Annotated in this window: 20 protein-coding genes and 2 pseudogenes; 19 read left to right on the forward strand and 3 right to left on the reverse strand. The window is 63.7% G+C overall.

The features are described from left to right. The 19 genes and pseudogenes from FCK22_RS08205 to xylB form a co-directional block, all read left to right on the forward strand. On the forward strand, positions 1–354 hold a 354-nt coding region (locus tag FCK22_RS08205), incomplete at its 5' end, for an ABC transporter permease subunit (protein ID WP_136720369.1). Further along, positions 347–1,069 (forward strand): amino acid ABC transporter ATP-binding protein, encoded by a 723-nt coding sequence (locus FCK22_RS08210; RefSeq protein WP_067260887.1) that lies wholly within the window; start codon positions 347–349, stop codon positions 1,067–1,069. The genes FCK22_RS08205 and FCK22_RS08210, both read left to right, overlap by 8 nt. Then, a pseudogene (locus FCK22_RS08215) lies at positions 1,069–2,291 on the forward strand (FAD-binding oxidoreductase). The gene FCK22_RS08210 and the pseudogene FCK22_RS08215 overlap by 1 nt, the downstream one beginning before the upstream one ends. Positions 2,292–2,299: 8 nt before the next feature. Next, positions 2,300–3,301, forward strand: a complete 1,002-nt coding sequence (locus FCK22_RS08220) for a 4-hydroxyproline epimerase (protein WP_067260883.1) — start codon at positions 2,300–2,302, stop codon at positions 3,299–3,301. A 16-nt stretch (positions 3,302–3,317) separates the two neighbouring features. Next, a pseudogene (locus FCK22_RS08225) lies at positions 3,318–5,014 on the forward strand (aconitase X). Continuing rightward, positions 5,007–6,038, forward strand: a complete 1,032-nt coding sequence (locus FCK22_RS08230) for a proline racemase family protein (protein WP_067260879.1) — start codon at positions 5,007–5,009, stop codon at positions 6,036–6,038. Before FCK22_RS08225 ends, FCK22_RS08230 begins: the two are co-directional and overlap by 8 nt. A 188-nt stretch (positions 6,039–6,226) precedes the next feature. Continuing rightward, on the forward strand, positions 6,227–7,843 hold the full coding sequence (locus FCK22_RS08235; protein WP_067260877.1) for a peptide ABC transporter substrate-binding protein: 1,617 nt from the start codon (positions 6,227–6,229) through the stop codon (positions 7,841–7,843). Between the two features lie 93 nt (positions 7,844–7,936). Continuing rightward, positions 7,937–8,854, forward strand: a complete 918-nt coding sequence (oppB, locus tag FCK22_RS08240; RefSeq protein ID WP_067260875.1) for an oligopeptide ABC transporter permease OppB — start codon at positions 7,937–7,939, stop codon at positions 8,852–8,854. Between the two features lies 1 nt (position 8,855). Next, positions 8,856–9,770 (forward strand): ABC transporter permease subunit, encoded by a 915-nt coding sequence (locus tag FCK22_RS08245; protein WP_067260873.1) that lies wholly within the window; start codon positions 8,856–8,858, stop codon positions 9,768–9,770. Further along, entirely contained in the window at positions 9,770–10,738 is a 969-nt protein-coding gene (locus FCK22_RS08250) for an oligopeptide/dipeptide ABC transporter ATP-binding protein (RefSeq protein ID WP_067260871.1), read from the forward strand. Before FCK22_RS08245 ends, FCK22_RS08250 begins: the two co-directional genes overlap by 1 nt. Beyond that, complete coding sequence (locus FCK22_RS08255; protein WP_067260869.1) at positions 10,735–11,739, forward strand: oligopeptide/dipeptide ABC transporter ATP-binding protein; 1,005 nt, start codon at positions 10,735–10,737, stop codon at positions 11,737–11,739. The genes FCK22_RS08250 and FCK22_RS08255 overlap by 4 nt, the downstream gene beginning before the upstream one ends. A gap of 193 nt (positions 11,740–11,932) precedes the next feature. Then, positions 11,933–12,994 carry a LacI family DNA-binding transcriptional regulator gene (locus tag FCK22_RS08260; RefSeq protein ID WP_169306070.1) on the forward strand — a complete coding sequence of 354 codons (1,062 nt, stop codon included), beginning with the start codon at positions 11,933–11,935 and terminating at the stop codon, positions 12,992–12,994. After that, entirely contained in the window at positions 12,987–14,282 is a 1,296-nt protein-coding gene (gene xylA, locus FCK22_RS08265; RefSeq protein WP_067261236.1) for a xylose isomerase, read from the forward strand. Before FCK22_RS08260 ends, xylA begins: the two co-directional genes overlap by 8 nt. A gap of 22 nt (positions 14,283–14,304) precedes the next feature. Next, a complete protein-coding gene (locus FCK22_RS08270; RefSeq protein WP_067261237.1) occupies positions 14,305–15,360 on the forward strand; it encodes a sugar phosphate isomerase/epimerase in 1,056 nt (351 codons plus the stop codon). Then, on the forward strand, positions 15,360–16,496 hold the full coding sequence (locus FCK22_RS08275; RefSeq protein WP_197470899.1) for a Gfo/Idh/MocA family oxidoreductase: 1,137 nt from the start codon (positions 15,360–15,362) through the stop codon (positions 16,494–16,496). Before FCK22_RS08270 ends, FCK22_RS08275 begins: the two co-directional genes overlap by 1 nt. Continuing rightward, the gene (locus FCK22_RS08280; RefSeq protein ID WP_067264739.1) at positions 16,493–18,010 is read left to right on the forward strand and encodes a sugar ABC transporter ATP-binding protein; all 1,518 of its coding nucleotides are present in this window, start codon (positions 16,493–16,495) and stop codon (positions 18,008–18,010) included. Before FCK22_RS08275 ends, FCK22_RS08280 begins: the two co-directional genes overlap by 4 nt. Positions 18,011–18,021: 11 nt before the next feature. Continuing rightward, the gene (locus FCK22_RS08285; RefSeq protein WP_067263827.1) at positions 18,022–19,020 is read left to right on the forward strand and encodes an ABC transporter permease; all 999 of its coding nucleotides are present in this window, start codon (positions 18,022–18,024) and stop codon (positions 19,018–19,020) included. Between the two features lie 33 nt (positions 19,021–19,053). Beyond that, positions 19,054–20,001, forward strand: coding sequence for an ABC transporter substrate-binding protein (locus FCK22_RS08290; RefSeq protein ID WP_067263829.1), 948 nt, complete (start codon positions 19,054–19,056; stop codon positions 19,999–20,001). A 61-nt stretch (positions 20,002–20,062) separates the two neighbouring features. After that, entirely contained in the window at positions 20,063–21,508 is a 1,446-nt protein-coding gene (gene xylB / locus FCK22_RS08295; protein WP_136720365.1) for a xylulokinase, read from the forward strand. Positions 21,509–21,565: 57 nt separating this feature from the next. On the opposite strand, the gene FCK22_RS08300 is transcribed toward xylB, so the two are convergent. The 3 genes from FCK22_RS08300 to FCK22_RS08310 are packed head-to-tail and all read right to left on the reverse strand — an operon-like array spanning position 21,566 to position 25,241. Further along, positions 21,566–23,755, reverse strand: coding sequence for a xanthine dehydrogenase family protein molybdopterin-binding subunit (locus FCK22_RS08300; RefSeq protein WP_067263935.1), 2,190 nt, complete (start codon positions 23,753–23,755; stop codon positions 21,566–21,568). After that, entirely contained in the window at positions 23,752–24,738 is a 987-nt protein-coding gene (locus tag FCK22_RS08305) for a xanthine dehydrogenase family protein subunit M (protein ID WP_067263937.1), read from the reverse strand. Before FCK22_RS08305 ends, FCK22_RS08300 begins: the two co-directional genes overlap by 4 nt. Then, on the reverse strand, positions 24,735–25,241 hold the full coding sequence (locus tag FCK22_RS08310) for a 2Fe-2S iron-sulfur cluster-binding protein (RefSeq protein ID WP_082852032.1): 507 nt from the start codon (positions 25,239–25,241) through the stop codon (positions 24,735–24,737). The genes FCK22_RS08305 and FCK22_RS08310 overlap by 4 nt, the downstream gene beginning before the upstream one ends. Between the last annotated feature and the right edge of the window lie 286 nt (positions 25,242–25,527).

A 25,527-nucleotide genomic window follows, 5' to 3' on the forward strand; every position in this document is an offset into this window, starting at 1 on the left:
TATTGCACCGAGATCGTGCGCGGCGCGATCGAGGCGGTGCCTTCGGTCACCCGCCGTGCGGCGCGCTCGCTTGGCATGACATGGGGGCAGGATCTCACGCAGATCGTCTTTCCCATGGCGCTGCGGGTCGGCCTGCCCAGTTGGATCGGCCTGACGCTTGGCGTGATGAAAGACAGCGCGCTGGTGATGTGGCTTGGCATCATCGAATTGCTGCGCGCCTCGCAAATTCTGGTGACACGCCTGCAAGAGCCGATGTTCATCCTGCTCGTGACCGGCGCGATCTACTTCGCGCTCAGTTTCCCCATTGCCCGGCTTGGCAGCCGCTTGGAAAAAAGGTGGCAAGAAAATGATTGAGATTGAAAACGTCCACAAATCCTTTGGTGCGCTTCAGGTGCTCAAGGGCATCGACCTGACCGTGCAAAAAGGCGAGGTCGTCTCGGTGATCGGCGGCTCGGGTTCGGGCAAATCGACGCTCTTGACCTGCATCAACGGGTTGGAGCCGATCGACAGGGGCCGCATCGTCGTCGACGGGACCGAGGTTCACGCCCGCGACACCGACCTGAACAAGCTGCGCCGCAAGATCGGCATCGTGTTCCAGCAGTTCAACGCCTTTCCGCATTTGACGGTGTTGGAAAACGTCACGCTGGCCCCGCGCAAGGTCAAAGGCATCGCCCGCAAAGAAGCCGAAGAGATCGCAGTGCAGCAGCTTTCGCATGTCGGTCTGGCCGATAAGCTCGATGTTTACCCTAGCCGCCTGTCGGGCGGGCAGCAGCAGCGGATGGCGATTGCGCGTGCATTGGCGATGTCGCCCGATTACATTCTCTTTGACGAGGTGACCTCGGCCCTCGACCCGCAACTGGTGGGCGAGGTGCTGGACACGCTCAAACTGCTGGCAGATGAAGGGATGACGATGATCTGTGTCACCCATGAGATGAGTTTCGCACGCGATGTGTCGGACCGTGTGGCCTTCTTTCACAAGGGCGTCATGGCCGAGATCGGCGCGCCGGATCAGATCTTTGGTGATCCGCAGCAAGAAGAGACCCGTCAATTCCTGTCGAGCGTGCGGTAATGAACCAAACCCCGGTGACGGTCGTCGGCGCGGGCGTGGTGGGCCTGTCCATCGCGCTGGCGCTTCAGGCGCGCGGGCTACCCGTGCGGGTGATCGACCGTGAAGGCCCGGCGGCGGGCGCTTCGGCGGGCAACGCGGGTGCCTTTGCATTTACCGAGATCCTGCCGCTCGCCTCGCCCCGGATGATCCGGCAGGCGCCGAAATGGCTGCTTGACCCGCTGGGGCCGCTGTCGGTGCCGCCGCGCTATGCCGGGCGGATCGCCCCGTGGATGTGGCGTTTTTGGAAAGCAAGCTGGCCCGCGCAGCTGCGGGCCTCGACCGTGGCGCAGACGGCGCTGATGAAACTCTCGCAAGCCGCGCTCGACCCGCATCTGGCGCTGAGCGGTCTGGCCCATATGCTGCGCCATGACGGACAGTTGCAGGTCTATGAAAGCGAGGCCGAGTTTCGCGCCTCCCTCCCCGGATGGCAAGCCCGCGAAGAGGCGGGGATTGCCTTCACCCATCTCAAGGGTGATGAGATTGCGGCCTATCAGCCCGGTCTCGCGCCCGGCTTCACCCATGCGACCTTCACCCCGGAATGGCAATCGATCTCGGATCCGCACGACTATGTGCTGGCGATGGCCGAACGCTTCCGGGCGGGGGGCGGAGAGATCACCATCACCGGCGCCGAGCGGCTGGTCGCAGGCGGGGTCGAGACCTCTGATGGGTTCATACCGGGCCGCGTGGTGCTGGCCGCCGGCGCACATTCGCATCACCTCGCGCGGACCGCTGGCGCGAAAATCCCGCTTGAGACCGAGCGCGGCTATAACACGACCCTGCCCGCCGGGGCCTTCGACCTGAAGCGCCAGATCACTTTCGGCGGCCATGGCTTTGTCATCAGCAAGGTGGGCCACGGGCTGCGCGTCGGCGGGGCGGTGGAACTCGGCGGGCTCGACCTGCCGCCGAACTTTGCCCGGGCCGATGCGATGCTGAAAAAGGCCAAGCGCTTTCTGCCGGGGCTCGACACCTCGGGCGGCACGCAATGGATGGTTTTCGCCCCTCACTGCCCGACAGCCTGCCCGCCATCGGCGCGCTGCCAAGCCGCCCGGATGTGTTCTGCGCCTTTGGCCACGGGCATCTGGGCCTCACCCAATCGGCGGGCACCGCCGCCATCATCGCGGATCTTATGACCGGCCAAGACCCCGGCATCGACCTGACCCCCTTCTCTCCCGCCCGTTTCTAGAGGCTGACATGACGCAACACACATTTCCCTGTATCGACGGCCATACCTGCGGCAACCCGGTACGGCTCGTCACCGGCGGCGCGCCGCTGTTGAAGGGCGCGAACATGCTGGAAAAGCGCGCCCATTTTCTGGCGGAATACGACTGGATCCGCACCGGTCTGATGTTCGAGCCGCGCGGGCACGACCAGATGTCGGGCGCGATCCTTTACCCACCGACGCGGGATGATTGCGACATCGCAGTGCTGTTCATCGAGACCTCGGGCTGCCTGCCGATGTGCGGCCACGGCACCATCGGCACCGTCACCATCGCGCTTGAGAACGGGCTGGTCACCCCCGCCACCCCCGGCCAATTGCGCCTTGAAACCCCTGCCGGGCGGGTCGATGTGACCTACCGGCAAGAGGGGCGTTTCGTCGAAGAGGTGCGCCTGACCAACGTGCCCGCCTTCCTCCACGCCGAAGGGCTGACGGCAGAGGTCGAGGGTTTGGGCGAAGTGGTGGTTGATGTGGCCTATGGCGGCAATTTCTACGCCATCGTTGAGCCCCAGAAGAACTTCCGCGATATGGCGGATTTCTCGGTCTCCGAACTGGTCGGTCTGAGCCCCAAACTCCGTGCCGCGCTCAATGCGAAATATGTGTTCACCCACCCCGAACATCCCGCGATCAACGGGCTGAGCCATATCCTCTGGACCGGCGCCCCCCGCGCGGGAGAGGCGCACGCCCGCAACGCGGTTTTCTACGGTGACAAGGCGATCGATCGTTCCCCCTGCGGCACTGGCACCTCGGCGCGGATGGCGCAGTTGGCGGCCAAGGGCAAACTGAATGTGGGCGATGATTTCGTCCATGAATCCATCATCGGCTCCATGTTCAAAGGCCGTGTTGAAGCGGCGGCAGAGGTGGCCGGCAGGCCCGCGATCATCCCTTCCATCGCAGGTTGGGCGCGGGTGACGGGTTTTAACACCATTTTCATCGACGAGCGTGACCCCTTCGCGCACGGCTTTGTCGTCACCTGAATTGGAGGGGTTCCACATGGCGCAAATCATCGTTCCCGCCGCAGCCCAAGGCGCGGTGCTGGCTTCCTCTGAGGGGCTGAGTTTCTGGGGCGGCGTCGATCCGGCCACGGGCAAGGTCATCGATGCGCATCACCCGCTTTGCGGTCAATCGCTCGCGGGGAAGATCCTGCTCATGCCCACCAGCCGCGGCTCTTGCACCGGCAGCGGCGTGCTGCTGGAACTGGCGTTGAACGGTCATGCCCCTGCTGCCCTCGTGTTTCGCGAGGCCGAAGACATCCTGACCTTAGGCGCGCTGATCGCGGGCAAGATGTTCGACAAGCCGCTCGCGGTGCTGCGCCTCGGGGCCGAGGATTACGACCTGCTCGCCAAATCCCGCAGCGCGCGGATCACGCCTGAGATGCTCAGCACCGATGACTGGGATCTGCCCCTGTCGGACAGGCCCGCCCGCGCCCTGCATCTCACTGCCGAGGATCAAGCGATGCTGGACGGGGCCGAGGGCAAAGCCGTGCAACTGGCGATGGAGATCACCTGCACCATGGCGCAGGGGCAGGGGGCCGAGCGGCTGGTCGACGTGACGCGCGTGCATATCGACGGCTGCATCTACGCCAGCCCCGCCAACCTGCTCTTTGCCCAGACCATGGCCGATATGGGCTCGAAGGTGCGCGTGCCGACGACGATGAATGCGATCTCGGTCGATCACGGCAATTGGCGCGGTCAAGGCGTGCCGCCGGATTTCGGCCTGCCCGCCAGCCGTTTGGCCGACGCCTATGTTACCATGGGCGCGCGGCCCAGTTTCACCTGTGCGCCCTACCAATTGCCCGCCCCGCCCGAACGCGGCGAATTCATCGCGTGGTCGGAGTCAAACGCGGTGATCTATGCCAATAGCGTGCTTGGCGCGCGGACGGTGAAACATCCCGATTTCCTCGACCTGTGCATCGCGCTCACCGCGCGCGCACCGCTCTCAGGGGTCTATCTGGAGGAACATCGCGCCCCGCGCCGGGTGATCGAAGTGGAACTGCCCGCGGAGTATGACGAGGCGATCTGGCCGATGCTGGGCTGGCTCGCGGGGCAGGCCGCCCCGGACCGGATCCCGGTCCTGCGCGGGTTGGAGGGGGCCGCCCCGAATGAGGATGACCTCAAAGCGCTCTGCGCGGCCTTTGGCACTACTTCCGCAGCCCCGATGCTGCATGTGGCTGGGGTCACACCCGAAGCCGACCTGCCCCCTGTCGCAGAGGCCGATACGTTCCGCCTCACATCCGATGACCTGCGCCGCGTTTGGCGGCAGTTCAACGCCGGGGCCGCGACGGTCGATCTCGTGCCTTCGGCAGCCCGCATTTCTCGCACGCCGAATGCCGCGCGCTCGACACCGCCCTCGCCGGGCGCAAGCGCCATGCCGACACGGCTGTCATCGTGACGCTCGGCCAAGACACGCTGCAAGCGGCGCGCGATGACGGCACCGTGGCGCGGCTGGAGGCCGCGGGCGTGCAGGTGGTGCCCGACATCTGCTGGTGCTCGATTTCCGAGCCGGTTTTCCCGCCCTCGGCCAAGGTGCTGATGACCAACTCGGGCAAATACGCCCATTACGCCCCCGGTCTGTCGGGCCGGGCCGTGCGCTTTGGCAGTATCGCCGATTGTGTGGAGGCCGCCGTGTCGGGGCGTGCGGGGGAGGCATTGCCGAGATGGCTGACCGAGGAGGAGACGAAGGATGCGTAGCAGCAAGACGGTGCATGTGATCTCGGCCCATGCCGAGGGTGAGGTGGGCGATGTGATCGTGGGTGGTGTCACCCCGCCGCCGGGTGAGACGCTGTGGGAGCAGAGCCGCTGGATCGCGCGGGATGAGACCCTGCGCAACTTCGTGTTGAACGAGCCGCGCGGCGGGGTGTTTCGTCATGTGAACCTGCTGGTCCCGCCGAAAGACCCCCGCGCCGATGCGGCCTTCATCATCATGGAGCCGGAGGACACGCCGCCGATGTCTGGTTCCAATTCGATCTGCGTCTCGACCGTGCTGCTCGACGGGGGCATCCTGCCGATGACGGAGCCTGTGACGGAGCTAACCCTCGAAGCGCCGGGCGGGCTGGTGAAGGTCCGCGCCGAATGTCGCAATGGCAAGGCGGAGCGTATTTTCGTACAGAACCTGCCAAGCTTCGCGGCGCGTCTGGATGTGCCGCTTGAGGTCGAAGGGCTGGGCACGCTCACTGTCGATACCGCCTATGGCGGCGACAGTTTCGTCGTCGTCGATGCCGCCGCCATGGGGTTTTCGCTAGAGGCCCATGAGGCCCATGACATCGCGCGGCTTGGCGTGCGGATCACCGATGCGGCCAATGCGGCGATGCGGTTCGACCACCCTGAGAACCCCGATTGGCAGCATTTCTCTTTCTGCCTGTTCGCCGGTCCAGTCACCCGCGATGAGACCGGCCTGCGCGCCGGGGCGGCGGTGGCGATCCAGCCGGGCAAGGTGGACCGTTCGCCCACTGGCACCGCCCTTTGCGCGCGGATGGCCCTGCTGCACGCGCGGGGGGAAATGGGACTGGAGGACAGCCTGACCACCGTGTCGCTGATCGGGTCGACCTTCACGGGGCGCATCTTGGGCGAGACGCGGGTGGGCGAACATACGGCCATCCAGCCAGAACTGTCGGGCCGGGGCTGGGTCACGGGCATCCACCAACATATGCTCGACCCCGATGACCCTTGGCCGGGCGGCTACCGCTTGTCCGACACATGGGGTGCGCGCGGCTAGGCGCGCCTTTTGCCACGTTGAACCCCGCCGCCCGGGGCAGCCCCGGGGCCAATCTTTACAACCTCGCGCCGCCTCGGCGCGAAGCCGCCGTGTTTGGCTGACGCGAGGCAACGTCTTGCATGTGCTCTTCGTTTTCGATTGATTACTTTTCAATCAGAACACGAACTTTCAAACAACGGAGAGTCACCATGAAGCTACGCACCACACTCGCATCCTCCGCATTGGCGCTAAGCCTTGCCTTTCAGGCCCATGCCGCCGATGTGCCCGAGGGCGTGAATCTTGCCGAAGATCAGACCTATACCTTCTGGCTGCTCGACGCGATCAAGTCGATGGACCCGCAGATCAACACCGACGTCGAAGGCTCGGACGTGCTGCGCAACCTTTTCGAGGGGCTCTACAACGAAGATGGCAACGGTGAGCTGGTCCCCGGTGTGGCGCTCGACCACGAAGTTTCGGAAGACGGCAAGACCTATACGTTCAACCTGCGCGACGACGCCAAGTGGTCCAACGGGGAGCCGGTCACGGCGAATGACTTCGTCTATTCATGGCGCCGTCTGGCCGACCCGGCGACCGCCTCGGAATACGCCTGGTACATGGAGTTGATGCAGGTCGAGAATGCGCCCGAGATCATCGCCGGGGACAAGTCCCCTGATGAGCTGGGCATCCGCGCCATCGACGACCACACGCTTGAGGTCAAGATCACCACGCCGCTGCCCTATTTCCCGCAGATGCTGGTGCACGGCTCGACCTTCCCCGTGCTGCAAAGCGTGGTTGAGGAACATGGCGACGACTGGACCGATGCGGGCACGCTTGTCGGAAACGGCGCCTATACGCTGGTCGAGCACCAGCTGGGCGAGCGTGTCGTGATGGAAAAGAACGACACCTATTGGGACGCCGAGAACGTGGTGATGGAAGAGATCATCGCGCTGACGATCAACGACGTGAACCAAGCCCTGACCCGCTATCTGGCCGGTGAGCTGGACCGCGTGGACATCCCCGCCGGTCAGTATCCCCGTCTGAAAAAAGAGTATCCCGAACAGGCGGTCTCCACCCCCTATAACTGCTCCTACATCTACATGCTGAACGTGGGTGAGAAGGGGCCGGAGGCGTTGAAAAACGTCAATGTGCGCAGGGCGTTGGCCTATGCCATCGACCGCGACATCATCGTCGACCGCATCCTGCAGGGCGGCCAGAAGCCTTCGTACAACTGGACCCACTGGGCGATTGCCGATTTCGAGCGTCCCGAACTGGACTGGGCCGATAACATGGATCAGGCGCAGCGTGTGGAGAAGGCCAAGGAACTGCTGGCCGAGGCGGGCTACGGCCCCGACAACCCGCTGGATCTGACATTGCAGTACAACACCTCGGAAGATCACAAGAAGATCGCCATCGCCGCGTCGCAAATGCTCAAGCAGATCGGTGTGAACCTCACGCTCGACAACTATGAGTGGAAGGTCCACACCGACCGGATGCAGAACCAAGACTACGACATGGCGCGTTACGCTTGGTGCGGTGACTACAACGAGGCGTCGACCTATCTCGACCTGCTGACCTCCTATTCGGGCCATAACAACGGCGAGTTTTATAACGACGCCTATGACACGCTCATGAAGGACAGCAAGACCGCCGAGGATCCGCAGCCGCTTTATCAAGAAGCGGAGAAGATCTTGGCCGAGGAAATGCCGATCATCCCGATCTACCATTACGCGAACGTCGACATGATCGCGGAAGACATCGAAGGTCTGCCCGAGAACAACGTGAACAACACTTGGTACGGCAAAGACCTCTACCGTACCGCAGAGTAACCTCTCGACATTCGGGCAGCCCGGCGGTTATGGCACGGGCTGCCCGATTCTATTCTACACCCCCACAAACCCCGTATTCGGAGCGCGCGCCTCTTGCTCAGTTACATCCTCAAGCGCCTTGCCATCGCTATTCCGACGCTTCTGGTTTTGATCGTCATCTCTTTCCTGCTGATGCATTCCGCCCCCGGTGGCCCCTTCACCTCCGAGCGCGAGTTGCCGCCGCAGGTGCTGGCGAACCTCAATGCGAAATACGGGCTGGACGATCCCCTTTGGAAGCAGATCACCTCCTACGTCTGGGGCATCGTGACCGAGTTCGATTTCGGGCCGAGCTTCGTCTACAAGGACCGTTCGGTGAACGAGATCATCGCCCAAGGTTTCCCGATCACGCTGACGTACGGCCTTTTGTCCTTCGCCGTGGCGGTCATCGTCGGTGTGAGCCTCGGCGTCGCCGCCGCCGTGCGGCACAACTCGGCGCTGGACTATGCCGCCGTCGGCGTCTCCATCGGGGCGCAGGTGCTGCCGAACTTCGTCATGGCGCCGATTCTCGTGCTGGTCTTCACGCTCTGGCTCGGCTGGCTGCCGGGCGGCGGATGGCAGGGGCCGGAATACTGGATCATGCCGGTGATCGCGCTCTCGACCTCCTTCATGGCCTCAATCGCGCGGATCACCCGCTCGTCCATGCTCGAGGTGCTGACCTCGAACCACATCCGCACCGCCCGCGCCAAGGGCCTGCCCGAGCGCCGGGTGATCCTGCGCCACGCGCTAAAACCCGCGATGCTGCCGGTGATTTCCTACCTCGGGCCCGCCTTCGTGGCGATGATCACCGGCTCCGTGGTGGTCGACATCTATTTCTCCACCGGCGGCATCGGCAAAGCCTTCGTCGATTCGGCGCTGAACCGTGACTACGCGGTGATGATGGGGGTGACGATCCTCGTCGGTGCGCTGACCATCTTCTTCAACCTCGTGGTCGACATCCTTTACGGGTGGATCGACCCCAAGATCCGGTACTGACATGGTGATGACATCCGAACAACGGGTCGAGACCAGCGAGATCGCCGCCAAGGGCCGCTCCCCCTGGGCTGACGCGCGGCGGCGGTTCTTCCGCAACAAGGCGGCGCTGATGGGGCTGGTGATCCTCGGCTTCGTCGTGGCCTTCGCGCTCTTCGGCAACAGCCTCGCACAATGGTCGAACGAGGAGCTCGACTACAACGTCATGGGCCAGATTGTCGAACTGGGCGGCCCGTCGATCGAGAGCGGCCATTACTTCGGCACCGACGATCTGGGCCGTGACCTCTTTGCACGCACCGTGCAGGGCACCCAGATCAGCCTCGCCGTGGGCCTCGTCGGTGCGCTGATCGCCTGTATCGTCGGCACGCTCTACGGCGCGGTGGCGGGCTATTTCGGCGGGCGCACCGACAGCATCATGATGCGGCTTGTCGATATCTTCATGGCCGTGCCTTACATGTTCGTGCTGATCCTGCTCTTGGTCATGTACGGCCGCTCGATCACCATCCTCTTTGCCGGTGTCGGCCTGATCTCATGGATGGAGATGGCCCGCATCGTGCGCGGCCAGACCCTGACCATCAAGGGCCGCGAATTTGTCGAGGCGGCCCGCGCCACCGGCGTTTCCGCCCCGGTCATCATCCTGCGCCATATCGTGCCCAATCTACTGGGGGTGATCGCCGTCTATGCCACGCTGCTGGTCCCGCTGATGATTCTGACCGAGAGCTTCATCTCTTTCCTCGGCCTTGGCGTGCAGGAGCCGCTGACCTCCCTCGGGGCGCTGATCTCCGAAGGCGCGGGCACCATCGCCTATGGCACCACCTGGCAGTTGGGCTTCCCGCTGCTGTTCTTCTGTCTCACGCTCTTCGGCCTGTTCTTCATCGGCGACGGGCTTCGTGACGCGCTCGACCCCAAGGATCGCTGATGTCTCTGCTGGAAATCGACAAGCTCAACGTCACCTTCGAGGGCGACGACGGCCCCGTTCACGCGGTCAACGACCTGTCGCTCTCGATCGACCGGGGCGAGACCCTCGGCATCGTCGGCGAAAGCGGCTCGGGCAAGTCGCAGACCGCCTTTTCGATCATGGGCCTTCTGGCGCCGAACGGCCGCACCGGCGGGTCGATCCGCTTCGACGGGCAGGAGATTCTCGGCGCCAAGCCCAAGGTGCTGAACAAGATCCGGGCCGAGCGGATCGCGATGATCTTCCAAGACCCGATGACCTCGCTCAATCCCTACATGCGGATTTCCGAGCAGATGGCCGAGGTGCTGACCCTGCACCAAGGGCTGTCCAAGCGCGACGCACTGGCGGAATCGGTGCGGATGCTGGACGCGGTGAAAATCCCGGCGGCCAAGGAGCGTATCCGCCTCTTCCCGCATGAATTCTCTGGTGGCATGCGCCAGCGTGTGATGATCGCCATGTCGCTGCTCTGCAAACCGGACCTGTTGATTGCGGACGAACCGACCACCGCGCTCGACGTTACCGTGCAGGCGCAGATCATGGACCTCTTGGGCGATCTACAAAAGGATTTCGGCATGGCCACGATCCTCATCACCCATGACCTCGGCGTCGTGGCGGGCTTCTGCGAGCGGGTGCTGGTCATGTACGGCGGCCGCGTGATGGAGCAAGGCCCGACCGAGCCGCTTTTTGCCGAACCCACGCATCCCTACACCCGCGGTCTTCTAGCCGCCGTGCCGCGCGTTGACGACGAGGACGCCACCATGAAGGCGATCCCCGGCAACCCGCCCAACATGGCCGCCCCGCCCGAAGGCTGCCCGTTCCGTCCGCGCTGCGATTACGCCGGCGACGATTGCCGCGTGATGCCGCCCTTGGCCCCCTTCGACGGCGCGCGCGCTCGCGCCTGCCACCGTCCCATTGCGGAGGTCACCTCATGAGCCCGCTGCTTTCCGTCCGCGACCTGCACGTCAAATTCCCGATCACCCGCGCCGGCGACATGCCTTGGACCAAGCCGCGCATCCTGCATGCGGTCAACGGGGTGAGCTTCGATCTGGAACCCGGCAAGACCCTCGGTGTCGTGGGCGAATCCGGCTGCGGCAAATCCACCCTCGCGCGCGGGCTGATCCAAATGGTCCCGTCCGAGGGGCAGGTCATGTGGCAGGGTGAGACCGATCTACTGTCGCTCAGCCCCCGCCGGATGAAACCCTACCGGTCCGAGATCCAGATGGTGTTTCAGGACCCGCTCGCCTCACTCAACCCGCGTATGACGCTGGGGCAGATCATCGCCGAGCCGCTGAAGACCCACCGCCCCGACGTGCCCGCCCGCGAGCGCCGCGCCCGGGTGGCGCAGATGATGGAGCGCGTGGGCCTGCTGCCGCAGATGATCAACCGCTACCCCCATGAATTCTCCGGCGGCCAGTGCCAGCGCATCGGCATCGCCCGTGCGCTGATCGTGGAACCCAAGCTCCTGATCTGCGACGAGCCGGTTTCGGCGCTCGACGTCTCGATTCAGGCGCAGGTGATCGAGCTTCTCAAAGAGTTGCAGCGCGATCTGGGGCTCGCGATGATCTTCATCGCCCATGACCTCAGCGTGGTAAAGAACATCTCGGACGAGGTCATGGTGCTCTATCTGGGCCGCGTGATGGAGAAGGCGCCGAAGGCGCAGCTCTACGACGATCCGCAGCATCCCTACACGCAGGCGCTGCTTTCCGCCGTACCGATCCCGGACCCAATCGCCGAGCGCGCCAAGCAGATCGTGCCGATGAGCGGCGACATGCCCTCGCCGATGAACCCGCCCTCGGGCTGTGTCTTCCGTGGCCGCTGCCCGCGGGCGCAGGCCGATTGCGCGCAGGTGGTGCCGCAACCGGGCGAGTCGCTGCATCAGGTCGCTTGCATTCACCCCGGCCCGCTGCAAGCCAGCGAGACCGCAGCGCAGTAAGTCTGCGGGCGGTACCGGAATGAAAACTCCAGAATAATCAACCCCTCAGGGGCGGCGTGCGTTCGCCGCTGCCTCGCCCTATCCGCGAAAAATGATATACGTCTATCAAAAATGATTGACGTATATCAAAATTTCCCCCTAGATAGGCCCCGAGATGCGCAGGCTGGGAGGGCCAGCGCGCGGGGGAGGGGCCATGACAAGTCCGACGTTAAGCGATGTCGCACGCGCTGCCGGGGTGAGCTATGCCACCGCGGACCGGGTGATCAACAACCGCGGCAACGTGGCGGAAAAGTCCATCGCCAAGGTGCGCGAAGCGGTCGCGTCGCTTGGCTATGTGCGCAATGTCGCGGCGGCGAACCTGTCACGCGGGCGGGTCTACCGGCTCGCTTTCCTGATCCCCCGCGGCTCCAACGCCTTTTTCAACCGCATCCGCCAGCACATCGAACATACCGCCGCCCATCAGGCCACCGAACGCGTCACCGCCGAGGTGATCGAGGTCGCGGCCTTCGCCGTCGAAGGGCTGCAAGACAGCATTTCGGACCTGCTGGAACGGGATTTCGACGGTGTCGCCATCGTCGGTTTGCAAAGCGCGGCGCTTGAGGCTCCTTTGGCCGCCCTGCGGGATAAGGGGGTGGCCGTGGTGGGCCTCGTCTCCGACCTGCCGCAGGCCGCCCGCGCCGCCTATATCGGGATCGACAACATCGCCGCCGGGCGCACCGCGGGGCGCATGGTGGGGCTTGCCCATGGCGGGCAGGGCGGGCGGGTGCAGACCTTTGCAGGCTCGCTGGACGCGCGCGACCACGCAGAGCGTCTGACCGGCTTTCGCGAAGTGTTGCAGGCCGATTTCCCGCAGGTTGAATTGCTGGATCCGATCATGACGAAGGACGACGCGCAGGTGCTGAACGCGCAGACGCGTCAGGCGCTCGGCCAGACGGAGCTGACAGCACTTTACAACGTGGGCGCGGGCAACAGCGGGTTGATCGCCGCCCTGCAAGAGGAGCGGGGCACAAGGCCCTTCTGCGTGGTGCATGAACTGGTCGCGCATTCGCGTCAGGCGCTGCTTGAGCGGCATATCGATCTGGTGATCGATCAGCGCCCGGATGTCGAGATCAACCGCGCCTTCACCGTCTTGCGTGCGCTGATCGACCAAAAGGAATTGCCGCCGATGCCGGACCTCGTGCCGACGATTTATGTGCGGGACAATCTGCCCGCCGACACATTGACCGATAAGATGAAGGCCAAGATAGATGACTGATTTCTTTAAAGATATAAAGCCCCTCACCTATGACCCCGAGGGGGCCGATCTGGCCTTTCGCCACTACAATCCCGACGAGATCGCCATGGGCAAACGGATGGAGGATCACCTGCGTTTCGCCGTGGCCTATTGGCATTCCTTCGCATGGCCGGGCGGCGATCCCTTTGGCGGGCAGACCTTCGATCGCCCGTGGTTCGGTGACACGATGGATTTGGCAAAGCTCAAGGCCGATGTGGCCTTTGAGATGTTCGATCTGCTGAACGCGCCCTTCTTCTGCTGGCACGATGCCGACATCCGCCCCGAGGGGGACACATTCGCCGAAAGCCTGCGCAATTTCGAAGAGATCATTGATTATCTCGGCACCAAGATGGAAGGCTCCAAAACCAAGCTGCTTTGGGGCACGGCGAACCTCTTTGGTCACCGGCGCTTCATGTCGGGCGCGGCCACCAATCCCGACCCTGAGATTTTCGCCTGGTCCGCCGCCACGGTCAAAGCCTGCATGGATGCGACCCATAAGCTGGGCGGTCAGAACTACGTCCTCTGGGGCGGGCGCGAAGGTTATGAGACCCTGCTTAACACCGACCTGAAGCGCGAACGCCAGCAGGCCGGGCGCTTCTTGCAGATGGCGGTGGAGTACAAACACAAGATCGGTTTCGAAGGCGCCATTCTGGTGGAGCCCAAGCCGCAGGAGCCGACCAAACATCAGTATGATTTCGACGTGGCTACGGTCTATGGTTTCCTCAAGGAGTTTGGGCTGGAGAACGAAGTTCAGATGAACATCGAACAGGGCCATGCGATCCTTGCAGGCCATTCGTTCGAACATGAGCTGGCGCTCGCCGCGTCCTTGGGGATTTTCGGCTCAATCGACATGAACCGCAACGACTATCAATCGGGCTGGGACACGGATCAATTCCCCAACAACGTGCCCGAAGTGGCGCTGGCCTATTACGAGGTGCTGAAGGCGGGCGGTTTCACCACCGGCGGCACCAATTTCGACGCCAAGCTGCGGCGGCAATCGCTCGATCCGGTCGATCTGGTCGCGGCCCATGCGGGCGCGATGGATGTCTGCGCGCGGGGCTTCAAAGCCGCCGCCGCCATGCTGGAGGATGGCACGATTGAGGCCATGCGCGCCGAGCGCTACGCGGGGTGGGAGACGCCCAAGGCCAAGGCGATGCTGGAGGGGGATCTGGCCTCAATCGCTGCGCAGGTCGTCCAAGACGGCATTAACCCGCAGCCCCGCTCGGGCCGGCAGGAAATTCTGGAGAACATCGTGAACCGGTTCGTTTGAGCCGGGGAAAGGGAGGAACATTATGAAGACGATCAAGGGACCGGCGCTGTTTCTGGCGCAATTCGCGGGCGATGAGGCGCCCTTCAACTCTTGGGACAGCATCACCAAATGGGCCGCCGATTGTGGCTACAAAGGCGTGCAAGTGCCCAGTTGGGACGCGCGGCTGATCGACTTGGCCAAGGCCGCGTCGAGCAAGGATTACTGCGACGAGTTCAAGGGCAAGGCGGTCGAAAACGGCGTGGAGGTGACCGAGCTTTCGACACATCTTCAGGGCCAGTTGGTCGCCGTGCATCCGGCCTATGACACGGCCTTTGACGGCTTCGCCGTCGAAGAAGTGCGCGGCAATCCCAAGGCGCGGCAGGAATGGGCGGTCGAGCAGGTGAAACTGGCGCTTTCGGCGTCCAAGAACATGGGGATCGGGGCGCATGCGACCTTCTCGGGCGCTTTGGCTTGGCCCTATGTCTACCCTTGGCCGCAGCGGCCTGCCGGGCTGATTGAGACGGCCTTTGACGAACTCGCCGCGCGTTGGCTGCCGATCTTGAACCATGCCGAGGACTGCGGTGTCGATGTCTGCTATGAGATCCACCCCGGCGAAGATCTGCATGATGGCATCACCTATGAGATGTTTCTAGAGCGCACGGGCAATCACGCGCGCGCCAACATGCTCTATGACCCCAGCCACTACGTCCTGCAATGTCTTGACTACATTGATAACATCGACATCTACAAAGACCGGATCAAGATGTTCCACGTCAAGGATGCCGAGTTCAATCCGACGGGCCGTCAGGGGGTCTATTCGGGCTATCAAAGCTGGACGGACCGCGCCGGGCGGTTCCGGTCGCTGGGCGACGGGCAGGTTGATTTCGGCGCTGTCTTTTCCAAAATGGCGGCGAATGATTTCGATGGCTGGGCCGTGGTGGAATGGGAATGCTGCCTCAAACACCCCGAAGACGGGGCGCGTGAGGGGGCGCAATTCGTCTCCGATCACATCATTCGCGTGACCGACAAAGCCTTTGATGACTTCGCCGATGGCGGCACCGATGAGGCGGCAAACCGCAAAATGCTGGGGATCGACTGATGGCACGTATTCGACTTGGCATGGTGGGCGGCGGCAATGACGCCTTTATCGGCGGGGTGCACCGCATCGCCTCGCGCATTGACGACCGGTTTGATCTGGTGGCAGGCGCGCTGTCTTCGACCCCCGAGAAATCCGCCGCCAGTGCGGAGGCTTTGGGCATCCCGCGCTCCTACGGCAGTTTCGAGGAGATGGCCGAGGCCGAAGCCGCCCGCGAGGACGGGATTGAGGCGGTCTCAATCGTCACGCCCAACCACGTTCATGCCGCTGCTGCAAAGGCCTTCTTGGCCAAGGGCATCCATGTGATCTGCGACAAGCCCCTGACCTCCACGCTCGAGGATGCGGAGGCGTTGGCGGCCAGTGTCGCGGAGGCCGAGGCGCTTTTCATCCTCACCCATAATTACACCGGCTATCCGATGATCCGCCAAGCGCGGGCCATGGTGGCGGCGGGTGATCTGGGGGAGATCCGGATCGTTCAGGCGGAGTATCCGCAGGACTGGCTGACCGCGCCGATGGAGAACGAAGGCGTCAAACAGGCCGAATGGCGCACCGATCCCGCACGCTCGGGCGCGGGCGGCTCGGTGGGCGATATCGGCACCCATGCCCATAACCTTGCGTGCTTTGTAAGCGGCTTGCAGGTCGAAAGCATCGCCGCCGATCTGCAAAGTTGGGGCGCGGGGCGCAAGCTGGATGACAACGCCCATATGATGCTGCGCTTTGCTGGCGGCGCGCGCGGCATGCTGTGGTCAAGCCAAGTGGCTCCGGGGAATGAGAATGCGCTGAAGCTGCGTATCTATGGCGACAAGGGCGGTTTGGAATGGTCGCAAGAGGATCCCAACTACCTCTGGTTCACGCCATTGGGAGAGCCGAAGCGCCTGATCACCCGCAACGGGGCAGGGGCGTCTGAGGCGTCGCAATCGGTAAGCCGCATTCCCGGCGGCCACCCCGAGGGCTACCTCGAAGGGTTTGCCACGATCTATAACGAGGCCGCCGATGCGATCCGCGCCGTGCAGGGCGGGGCGAGCCGCGAAAGCGCCATGGGTTTGCTGCCGGACATCACGGCGGGCATGGCGGGGATGCGTTTCATCAATGCCTGTGTCACCTCCTCGGCCAATGATGCGGCGTGGACCAAGCTATGAGTGCCACCCCCGTTCTTGCCCTGCGCGACGTGAGCAAGAGCTTCGGCTCGATCGAAGTGCTGCATGGCGTGACCCTCGCGCTAGAGCCGGGGACCGTTCATGCGCTGATCGGTGAGAACGGGGCGGGCAAATCGACGACGATGAAGATCATGGCGGGCTATCAACTACCCTCCAAAGGCGCTGTCGAACTCGATGGTGCAGCGGTCCGTTTCGACAGTCTGCATGAGGGCGAAATGGCCGGGATCGTGATGATCCACCAAGAGTTCAACTTGGCCGAACAGCTCACCGTTGAGCAGAACATCTTTCTGGGCCGCGAGTTGAAACGCGGGCCGCTGCTCGACAAGGCCGAGATGCGGCGGCGCACGCGGGACTATCTTGATCGGGTGGCCTGCAACGTCTCTCCGGATGCGCTGGTCTCGCGTCTGTCGAATTCCGACAAACAGATGGTCGAGATCGCCAAGGCCCTGTCGCGCGATGCGCGGGTGTTGATCATGGACGAGCCGACGGCGGTGCTGACCAAACGCGAGACCGATGTGCTGTTCAAACAGGTCGCGGCCCTGCGCGCGGCGGGGACGGCGGTCTTGTTCACCTCGCATAAATTAGACGAAGTGGCCGAGATCTCGGACCATGTCACCATCATGCGCGATGGCGCGGTGGTGCAGTCCAGCCCGACCTCTGAGATCACCGAAGACGAAATGGCCACCGCCATGGTGGGCCGCGATGTCTCTGACCTCTACCCCGCCAAACCCGGTGTGGAGCGGGGCGCGCCAGAGGTGCTCTCGGTCGAAAACCTCAGCGTGCCGGGCTTTGCCAGCAATGTGTCTTTTTCACTGCGACAGGGGGAGATCCTCGGGCTGGGCGGGCTGATCGGCTCTGGCCGGACCGAGGTGATGGAAGGCCTTGCCGCGCTGCGCCCGGCGAGTGCCAAGCGCGTCACCCTCTTTGGGGAGCCGGTGCAGTTCAAGCGGCCAAGCGACGCGCAACAGGCCGGGCTGTGCTATCTCACCGAAGACCGCAAGCTGCGCGGTCTGCTGCTGGAACGCGGCATGCGTGAGAACCTGACCCTGCAAAACCTGCATAAATTCGGCGGCTTCCTGATTGATCGCAACGCAGAGGAAACCGCCCTGACCGAGGCCATTGGAGAGTTCGACATTCGCGCGGGCAGCCGTGATGTGCGGGTCGGCAATATGTCAGGCGGCAACCAGCAGAAACTGCTGCTGGCCAAGATCATGCTCTCTGAGCCGCGCATCCTGATCGTCGATGAACCCACCCGCGGCATCGACATCGGCACCAAACAGCAAATCTATGCCTTCCTGCGCAAATTGGCCGATCAGGGCCACGGCATTATCGTGATCACCTCCGAGATGCCCGAACTCATCGGCCTTGCCGACCGCGTGATGGTCATGCGTTTGGGCGAGGTCAGCGGCACGCTAAACGCGGGCGAGATCACGGAAGACGCGATTGTCCGCCTCTCCATGGGGCTGAGCGCCGAACAAATGCCGATGACGGCCTAAGGAAACCGAAGATGACAGATGTAACCACACCTCAAACCAAAAGCTTCCGGATGCCGTCGATGTCTGTCCTCGGGCCGATCATCGCGCTGATCGTTCTGCTGCTGATCGGCACGGCGCTGAATTCCAACTTCCTGAGTGCGGCGAATATCACCAACGTCCTCGCCCGCTCGGCCTTTATCGGGATCATCGCGGTGGGCATGACCTTTGTCATCACCGCGGGCGGGCTTGACCTGTCGGTGGGGTCGATGGCGGCCTTTATCGCGGGGTTGATGATCTTGGTGATGAACGCCGCTTTACCGAGCCTCGGTGTCGGCGTGCCGATCATCCTCTTGGGCATGTTCACGGCCATCGTCGCGGGGCTGCTGGCGGGGCTGTTGAACGGCTTTTTGATCACCGCCCTCGGCATCGAGGCCTTCATCGTCACGCTCGGCTCCATGGGCATTTACCGCTCGCTGGTGACCTGGCTGGCGGATGGCGGCACCCTGTCGCTCGATTTCGGTCTGCGCAGCTTTTACCGGCCCGTCTATTTCGACGGCATCCTCGGGATCAGCTGGCCAATCATCGTTTTCGCGCTGGTGGTCATCATTGGTGAGATCATCATGTCGCGCAGCGTCTATGGCCGCCACTGCGCCGCCACCGGGTCGAACGAACATGTGGCGCATTATTCTAATGTGAACGTCAATCGCACCCGTCTGATCTCTTATGCCGCATTGGGCATCTTGGTGGGCATCGCGACGATCATGTATGTGCCGCGCCTCGGCTCGGCCTCGGCCTCCACCGGGGTGCTGTGGGAGTTGGAGGCGATTGCCGCCGTGATCATCGGCGGCACCGTGCTCAAGGGTGGTTTCGGTCGGGTCTGGGGCACCGTCATCGGCGTGCTGATCCTCAGCCTGATCGGCAATATCCTGAACCTCACCGATTTCGTGTCGCCCTATCTGAACGGTGCGATCCAAGGGATTATCATCATTCTCGCTGTGATCCTACAGCGCGAAAGGAAGACGGCGCTTTAAGCCGTAGTTGAACGCTTCATGGGAGGAGCAAATATGACATTTACCCAAACATTCATTGCCACCGCGCTGGCCACGGCTGTCGGCACCGCCGCCTTTGCCCAAGAGACCAAAGTCATCGGCGTGTCGATCCCGGCGGCGACCCACGGCTGGGCGGGGGGCATGAACTTCCACGCCAAGGAAACCGTCGAACGTCTGGAAGAGGTCTATTCCGATCTCGACTTCGTTCTCGCCACCGCGTCGGACCCCGGCAAACAGGTGAACGACATCGAAGACATGGTCGCCACGCGCAACATCGACGCGCTGGTGGTGTTGCCTTTTGAATCCGACCCGCTGACCCCGCCGGTGCAAGCCGTGGCCGACAGCGGTGCATGGGTCACCGTGGTGGACCGTGGCCTTTCCGTTGAGGGCATCCAAGACCTTTACGTTGCGGGCGACAACAGCGGCTTTGGCAAGGTGTCGGGTGAATTCATGGCCCAGCAAATGCCCGATGGCGGCGACATCGTCGTGCTGCGCGGCATCCCCACCACCATCGACAATGAGCGTGTCGAGGGGTTCAACGCGGCGATCGAAGGCTCCGGCATCAATGTGCTCGACATGGAGCATGGCAACTGGAACCGCGACGACAGCTTTACCGTGATGCAGGATTTCCTGTCGAAATACCCCAATATCGACGCGGTCTGGGCCTCGGACGACGATATGGCGATTGGCGTGCTGGCCGCGATCGAAGCGGCAGGGCGTGACGACGTGAAATTCGTGCTCGGCGGGGCCGGTATGAAAGAGATGATCAAGCGCACCGCCGATGGCGATGAGATGATCCCGGCCAATGTGACCTACCCGCCGTCGATGATCGCCACCGCGATTGAGCTGACCGCCGTGGGCCTCACCTCCAACGCGCCGGTCTCGGGCACCTTCGTGATCGGCTCGGTGCTGGTGACGCAAGAGAACGCGATGGATTTCTACTATCCCGACAGCCCGTTCTAATGGCCAAGGCACCGGCAGCTTGCCGGTGGCTCTCTCTCATTTGTGAAGTAACGAGTACCGCATGACCTATCTCGGCTTGGACCTTGGCACCTCGGGCGTCAAAGCGCTTTTGATTGACGAAGGCCAACGGCCCTTGGCCGAGGGTCATGCCCCATTGGAGGTTCAGCGCCCGCACCCGATGTGGAGCGAGCAAGACCCCCATTCATGGATCACCGCCTGCGAGAGCGCCATCGCCGAGGTCCGCGCCGCGGCCCCGGATGCATTCGCGGCGCTGCGCGGCATTGCCGTCTCGGGCCAGATGCACGGCGCCACGCTGCTGGATGCCAATGACCAGCCCCTGCGCCCGGCGATCCTGTGGAACGATGGCCGCGCCCATGCCGAATGCGCGGAACTGGAAGAGCGCGCCGATTTTCGTGGGCTGGGTGGCAATATCGTCATGGCAGGCTTCACCGCGCCCAAGCTGCGATGGGTCCAGAAACATGAGCCCGAGATTTTCGCGCAGGTCCGCAAGGTCCTGCTGCCCAAGGACTATGTCGGTCTTTGGCTGACGGGCGAGCATGTGTCGGAAATGTCCGACGCGGCGGGGACGCTCTGGCTCGACGTGGAAAAACGCGATTGGTCGGATGAACTGCTCGCCGCCACGGGGCTTAGCCGTGACCACATGCCGCGATTGGTCGAAGGCAGCGCACGGGCGGGCGGGCTTCGGGCCGAGCTTGCCGCTCAGTGGGGTGTCGGCAACGTCACTGTCGCGGGCGGCGCGGGGGACAATTCCGCCACCGCGGTGGGGCTGGGGCTGGTGCAGCCGGGGCAGGGGTTTCTGTCGCTCGGCACCTCTGGCGTGCTATTCACCGTGACCGACCGTTTCGCCAGCAACACTGAAAGCGCCGTGCATAGTTTCTGCCACGCGGTGCCGAAGACCTGGCACCAGATGGGGGTGATCCTATCGGCAACCGACGCTTTGGCATGGCTGGGCCAGATCACCGGGCAAAGCCCCGCGGCGCTGGCCGGCATGGTTCAAGACATTCAACAGCCTTCCGCGATCACCTTCCTGCCATACCTCTCGGGCGAGCGGACGCCGCATAACGCCCCCGATGCCGCCGGGGCCTTTCACGGGCTGCGCCGCGGGCATGGGTTGCCGGATATGGTGCAAGCGGTGATGGAGGGGGTCGGCTTCGCCTTTGCCGACTGCTGTTGCGCCCTCGACCACTGTGGTTCATTGCCCGAACGGGTCTGCGTGGCGGGCGGCGGCAGCCAGTCAGAGACATGGTTGCAGATGATCGCCGACATCACCGGGCTGACCCTCGATGTGCCCGAAAGCGGTGCGCAGGGCGCGGCGCTCGGCGCAGCGCGGCTGGCGATGCTGGGCTATGGAGAGGCGGCGGAGGCCGAGGTGATCCGCCCCCCGAAGATACGCAAAAGCATCGCACCCAACCCCGCGCTCACGGCAGCCTATGCGGAACGCTATGCCGACTTCCGTGCGGCTTGGGAACAGCGGCTGGCGCAGTAGGCATCAAGCGCAAGACCAGCAAGAAAAGGGGCGGCCACCACGCCGCCCCCCCCCTCATCACATCCCGGCAATCACCTTGTCCAAAGTGGCGGGATAGTCGCGCACCCGCACGCCGGTGGCGTTGTAGATCGCATTGGTGATCGCTGCCGCCGCGCCGCAGATGCCCAATTCGCCGATCCCTTTGGCCTGTAGCGGGTTGGCCCAATCGTCCCGCTCTTCCAACAGATCGACGGTCAGCTGCGGCACATCCGCGTTCACCGGGATGTGGTATTCCGCGAGGTTGTGGTTGGCCACATGGCCGTCGCGCGGGTCAAAGGCCAGCTCCTCGGTCAGCGCGATGCCGATGCCAAAGGTCATGCCCCCCAGACATTGCGACCGCGCCGTCTTGGCGTTCAGGATCCGCCCGGCGGCAAAGGTGCCATGCATCCGCCGCACCCGCGTCTCGCCCGAGGCGGCATGCACCGCGACCTCGGCGAAATAGGCCCCGAAGGTGGCCTGCCGCACCGCCTCAGAAGTATCGCCAGGCTGGACGTGACCCACTTTGGCAATCTCATCCCCGTTCAGGATATCGCTCAGGCTGCGGGTCTGGTTGTCAAAGGTCGCCATGCCGTCTTTTAGCGTGAGGTCACCTTCCTCCACCTCCAGCCGCGCGGCAAGCTGTTTGCGGATCGCCTCGCAGGCCAGATAGACCGATGTGCCGCTCGACGACGCGCCCCATGACCCGCCCGAGCCAGATGCCGGGGGCAGGGTGGTATCGCCCAAGACCACATCGACCGCATCGCGGGGCAGACCCATCATATCGCCCGCGATTTGGCCCAAGATCGCATAGGTGCCGGTGCCGATATCGGTCATATCCGTTTCGACCCGCAGGCGGCCATCGGGCATCAGCGTCACGCGGGCTTGGCTCTCCATCAACACGTTCACCCGCGCGGCGGAGGCCATGCCATAGCCGATCAGCCATTCCCCCTCGCGCCGTTCCTTGACGCCGGGGCGGTCGGCCCAGCCGAATGTCTCGGCCCCGCTGTCGAGCGCTTCTCGGAAACGGCGAGAGGAGAATTCCTTGCCGCTCTCGGGGTCCTTCTCAGGGATGTTGCGGCGGCGCAGCTCGACAGGATCCATGCCGACCTTGTCGGCCAGCTCATCCATCGCGCCTTCGAAAACGGTGACGCCCACCGCCTCGCCCGGCGCGCGGACGGAGCCCGCGCAAAGCCGGTGCACCCGCGCCAAGTCCATCGACATCTTGCGGTTCGCCCCGGCATAGAGGAAATGCGACGCCTGTAAGACCGGCTCGGCAAAGCTCTCTCCGGGCAGGTTAGACACCCGCGCGTCATGGCCCAGACCGGTCAGCCGACCTTCGGCATCGGCGGCAAGGCGCACCCGCTGCGTGGTCTCGGACCGGCGCATCGTCGCCTCATAGACCTGCTGGCGGTGCAGCGCGACAGAGACCGGGCGGCCCACCTCTTTCGCGGCAATCGCCGCCGCGACCGCCTCGGGCGCGATGCCGAGTTTCGACCCGAAGCCGCCGCCGACATAGGGCGACAGGATGCGCAGCCGGTCGGGGTGGATGCCCAAGGCATCGGACAGCTCATTGCGGTTGTATTTCAGCATCTGATAGCTGCCGCGCAGGGTCAGCTCTTCCCCGTCCCATGAGGCGATGGAGGCATGCGGCTCCATCGGGGTGCTGGAATGCGACGGGGTGGTGTAGGTCACATCGACCGAGAAAGCGGCCTGAGCCATAGCGCCGTCCAGATCGCCCTGATCCAAGGTCTTCGCCTCCTGCGGCTCAACCGCCGCGGTGGCAGGATCGACCGGCATGACCTCGCCGTTTTCCAACGCCACTTTCAGCGATTGCGCCGCATGGCGGGCCTGTTCGAATTCCTCGGCGACGACCACTGCGATCAACTGGCCGAGATAGGCGGCCTGTTCCGGCCCTTGAATTGGCGCTTGGTTCGCGGTGCCTTGCGCGGGGTTGCGCAGCAGGCGCGGGTCTTGGATCACGGCCAATACCCCCGGCATTTGCGCCACCGCTTCGCGGTTGGCCAAGACCACCCGGCCGCTATTGCCCGGCGCGCGGACCATGACGCCATGCACCATGCCCTCGACCTGCCATTCATTGGCATAGGTCGCCGTGCCGCTCACCTTCAGCGGCCCCTCGGGGCGGTCCAGCGGCGCGCCGACAAGCCCCTGCGCCATATCATCCAACCTGCGGGCGGTGGCAGGCGCGTCCATCTTGAATTGCTCGGTCATTGCTGGGCCTCCGCGGTAAGTTCGTTCAGCACCGACACCAGCGTGCGGCGGGCGAGGGGGATTTTGAAATCATTCGCGCCATAGCCTTTGGCCTCGGCCAGCAGCAAATCGGCGGCTTTGTTGAAAAGGTCTTCCGAGGGCGCGTTGCCGGTCAGCAGTTCCTCCACCTCCGCATTGCGCCACGGTTTCGGCGCCAGCCCGCCAAAGGCTAGATCGGCACGGGTGATCCGCCCGTCTTCCATATCGACGATCCCGGCGACCGAGACGAGGGCAAAGGCATAAGAAGCCCGGTCCCGCACCTTGCGGTAGGTCTGTTTTCCCGTCACCGGCGCGGGCAGCACCACGGCGGTGATCAATTCGCCCGGCTCAAGAACGGTCTCTTGGTCTGGCCGCTCTCCGGGCAGCAGATAAAGCTCATCCAGCGTTAGGCGGCGCGTGCTGCCGTCTTCTTTCAGCGTCTCCACCTCGGCCCCGAGCGCCCGCATGGCCACGGCCATGTCGCTGGGATGGGTGGCGATGCAATGCTCCGAGGTGCCCAAGACGGCAAGGATGCGGTTGAACCCCTCCTTCGCCGAACAGCCCGTGCCCGGCTCGCGTTTGTTGCAGGGCATGGCGCGGTCATAAAAATACAGGCACCGCGTGCGTTGCAGCAAATTGCCGCCCGTCGTCGCCTTGTTGCGCAACTGTCCGCTGGCCCCGGCCAGCAACGCACGGCTCAGCACGGGCCAGCCCTTGCGCAGACGGGCGTCATTGGCCAGATCGCTGTTGGTCACCAAGGCCCCGATGCGCAGGCCGCCATCTTCGGTCTCTTCGATCTCGCCAAGGTCGAGCCGGTTGATATCGATCAGCGCCTCGGGGGTCATGACCTCCAGCTTCATCAAATCCAGAAGGTTGGTGCCCCCGGCGATGAAGGTGCCACCGCTGGCCGCTTGCCGCGCGGCGGCCTCTGTATTTTCGGCGCGGGTATAGTCGAATGGTCTCATGCGCTTTCTCCCGCCGCTTTTCGGATCGCCTCGACGATGTTGGGATAGGCCGAACACCGGCAGAGGTTGCCGCTCATCCGTTCCGAGATTTCTTCCGTCGTCAGCGCAGGCTTGCCGCTCAGGTCATCGGTCACATGGCTGGGCCAGCCCTCTGCGATCTCTTCCAGCATCGCGGTGGCCGAGCAGATTTGCCCCGGCGTGCAATAGCCGCATTGGAACCCGTCTTCGCTGACAAAAGCTTCTTGCAGCGGGCTGAGGTTGCCGGGCGCTCCGATGCCTTCGATGGTGGTCACCTCATCGCCGTCATGCATACAGGCCAATGTCAGGCAGGCGTTGATCCGGCGGCCATTCACCATGACTGTGCAGGCGCCGCATTGCCCGTGATCGCAGCCCTTCTTGCTGCCGGTCAGTCCAAGATGGTGGCGGAGCGCATCCAGCAGCGTCGTGCGGGGATCGAGATCCAGCCGCTGCTTCGTGCCATTGATGGTCAGATTCGTTTCCACGGCAATTTCCTTTGGCTAAATGGGGGCGGAGGAGCGGACCCCTCCGGCTATCGGCTGCCTCGGGACGTAGGGCGGCGTGGATGAGCGGCAAGCGGGTGTGGCTGGTGGGGTTCAGACAGCGTGCTTTGATAACATAACCATGATTACGAGGCTTTTGACTGTAGCCGCAAAGCAGTAATGTCACCCATCGGCAAAGCAGAAGTGTCACTCTCCTTGCATACGGTAGCGAGGATTAGTGGACATGGGATGGGTGACGATGAGCGAGCGCGAGTTGAACCGCGTTGAG

The organism is Sulfitobacter sp. 15WGC (assembly GCF_005068605.1).
GTDB lineage: Bacteria > Pseudomonadota > Alphaproteobacteria > Rhodobacterales > Rhodobacteraceae > Sulfitobacter > Sulfitobacter faviae.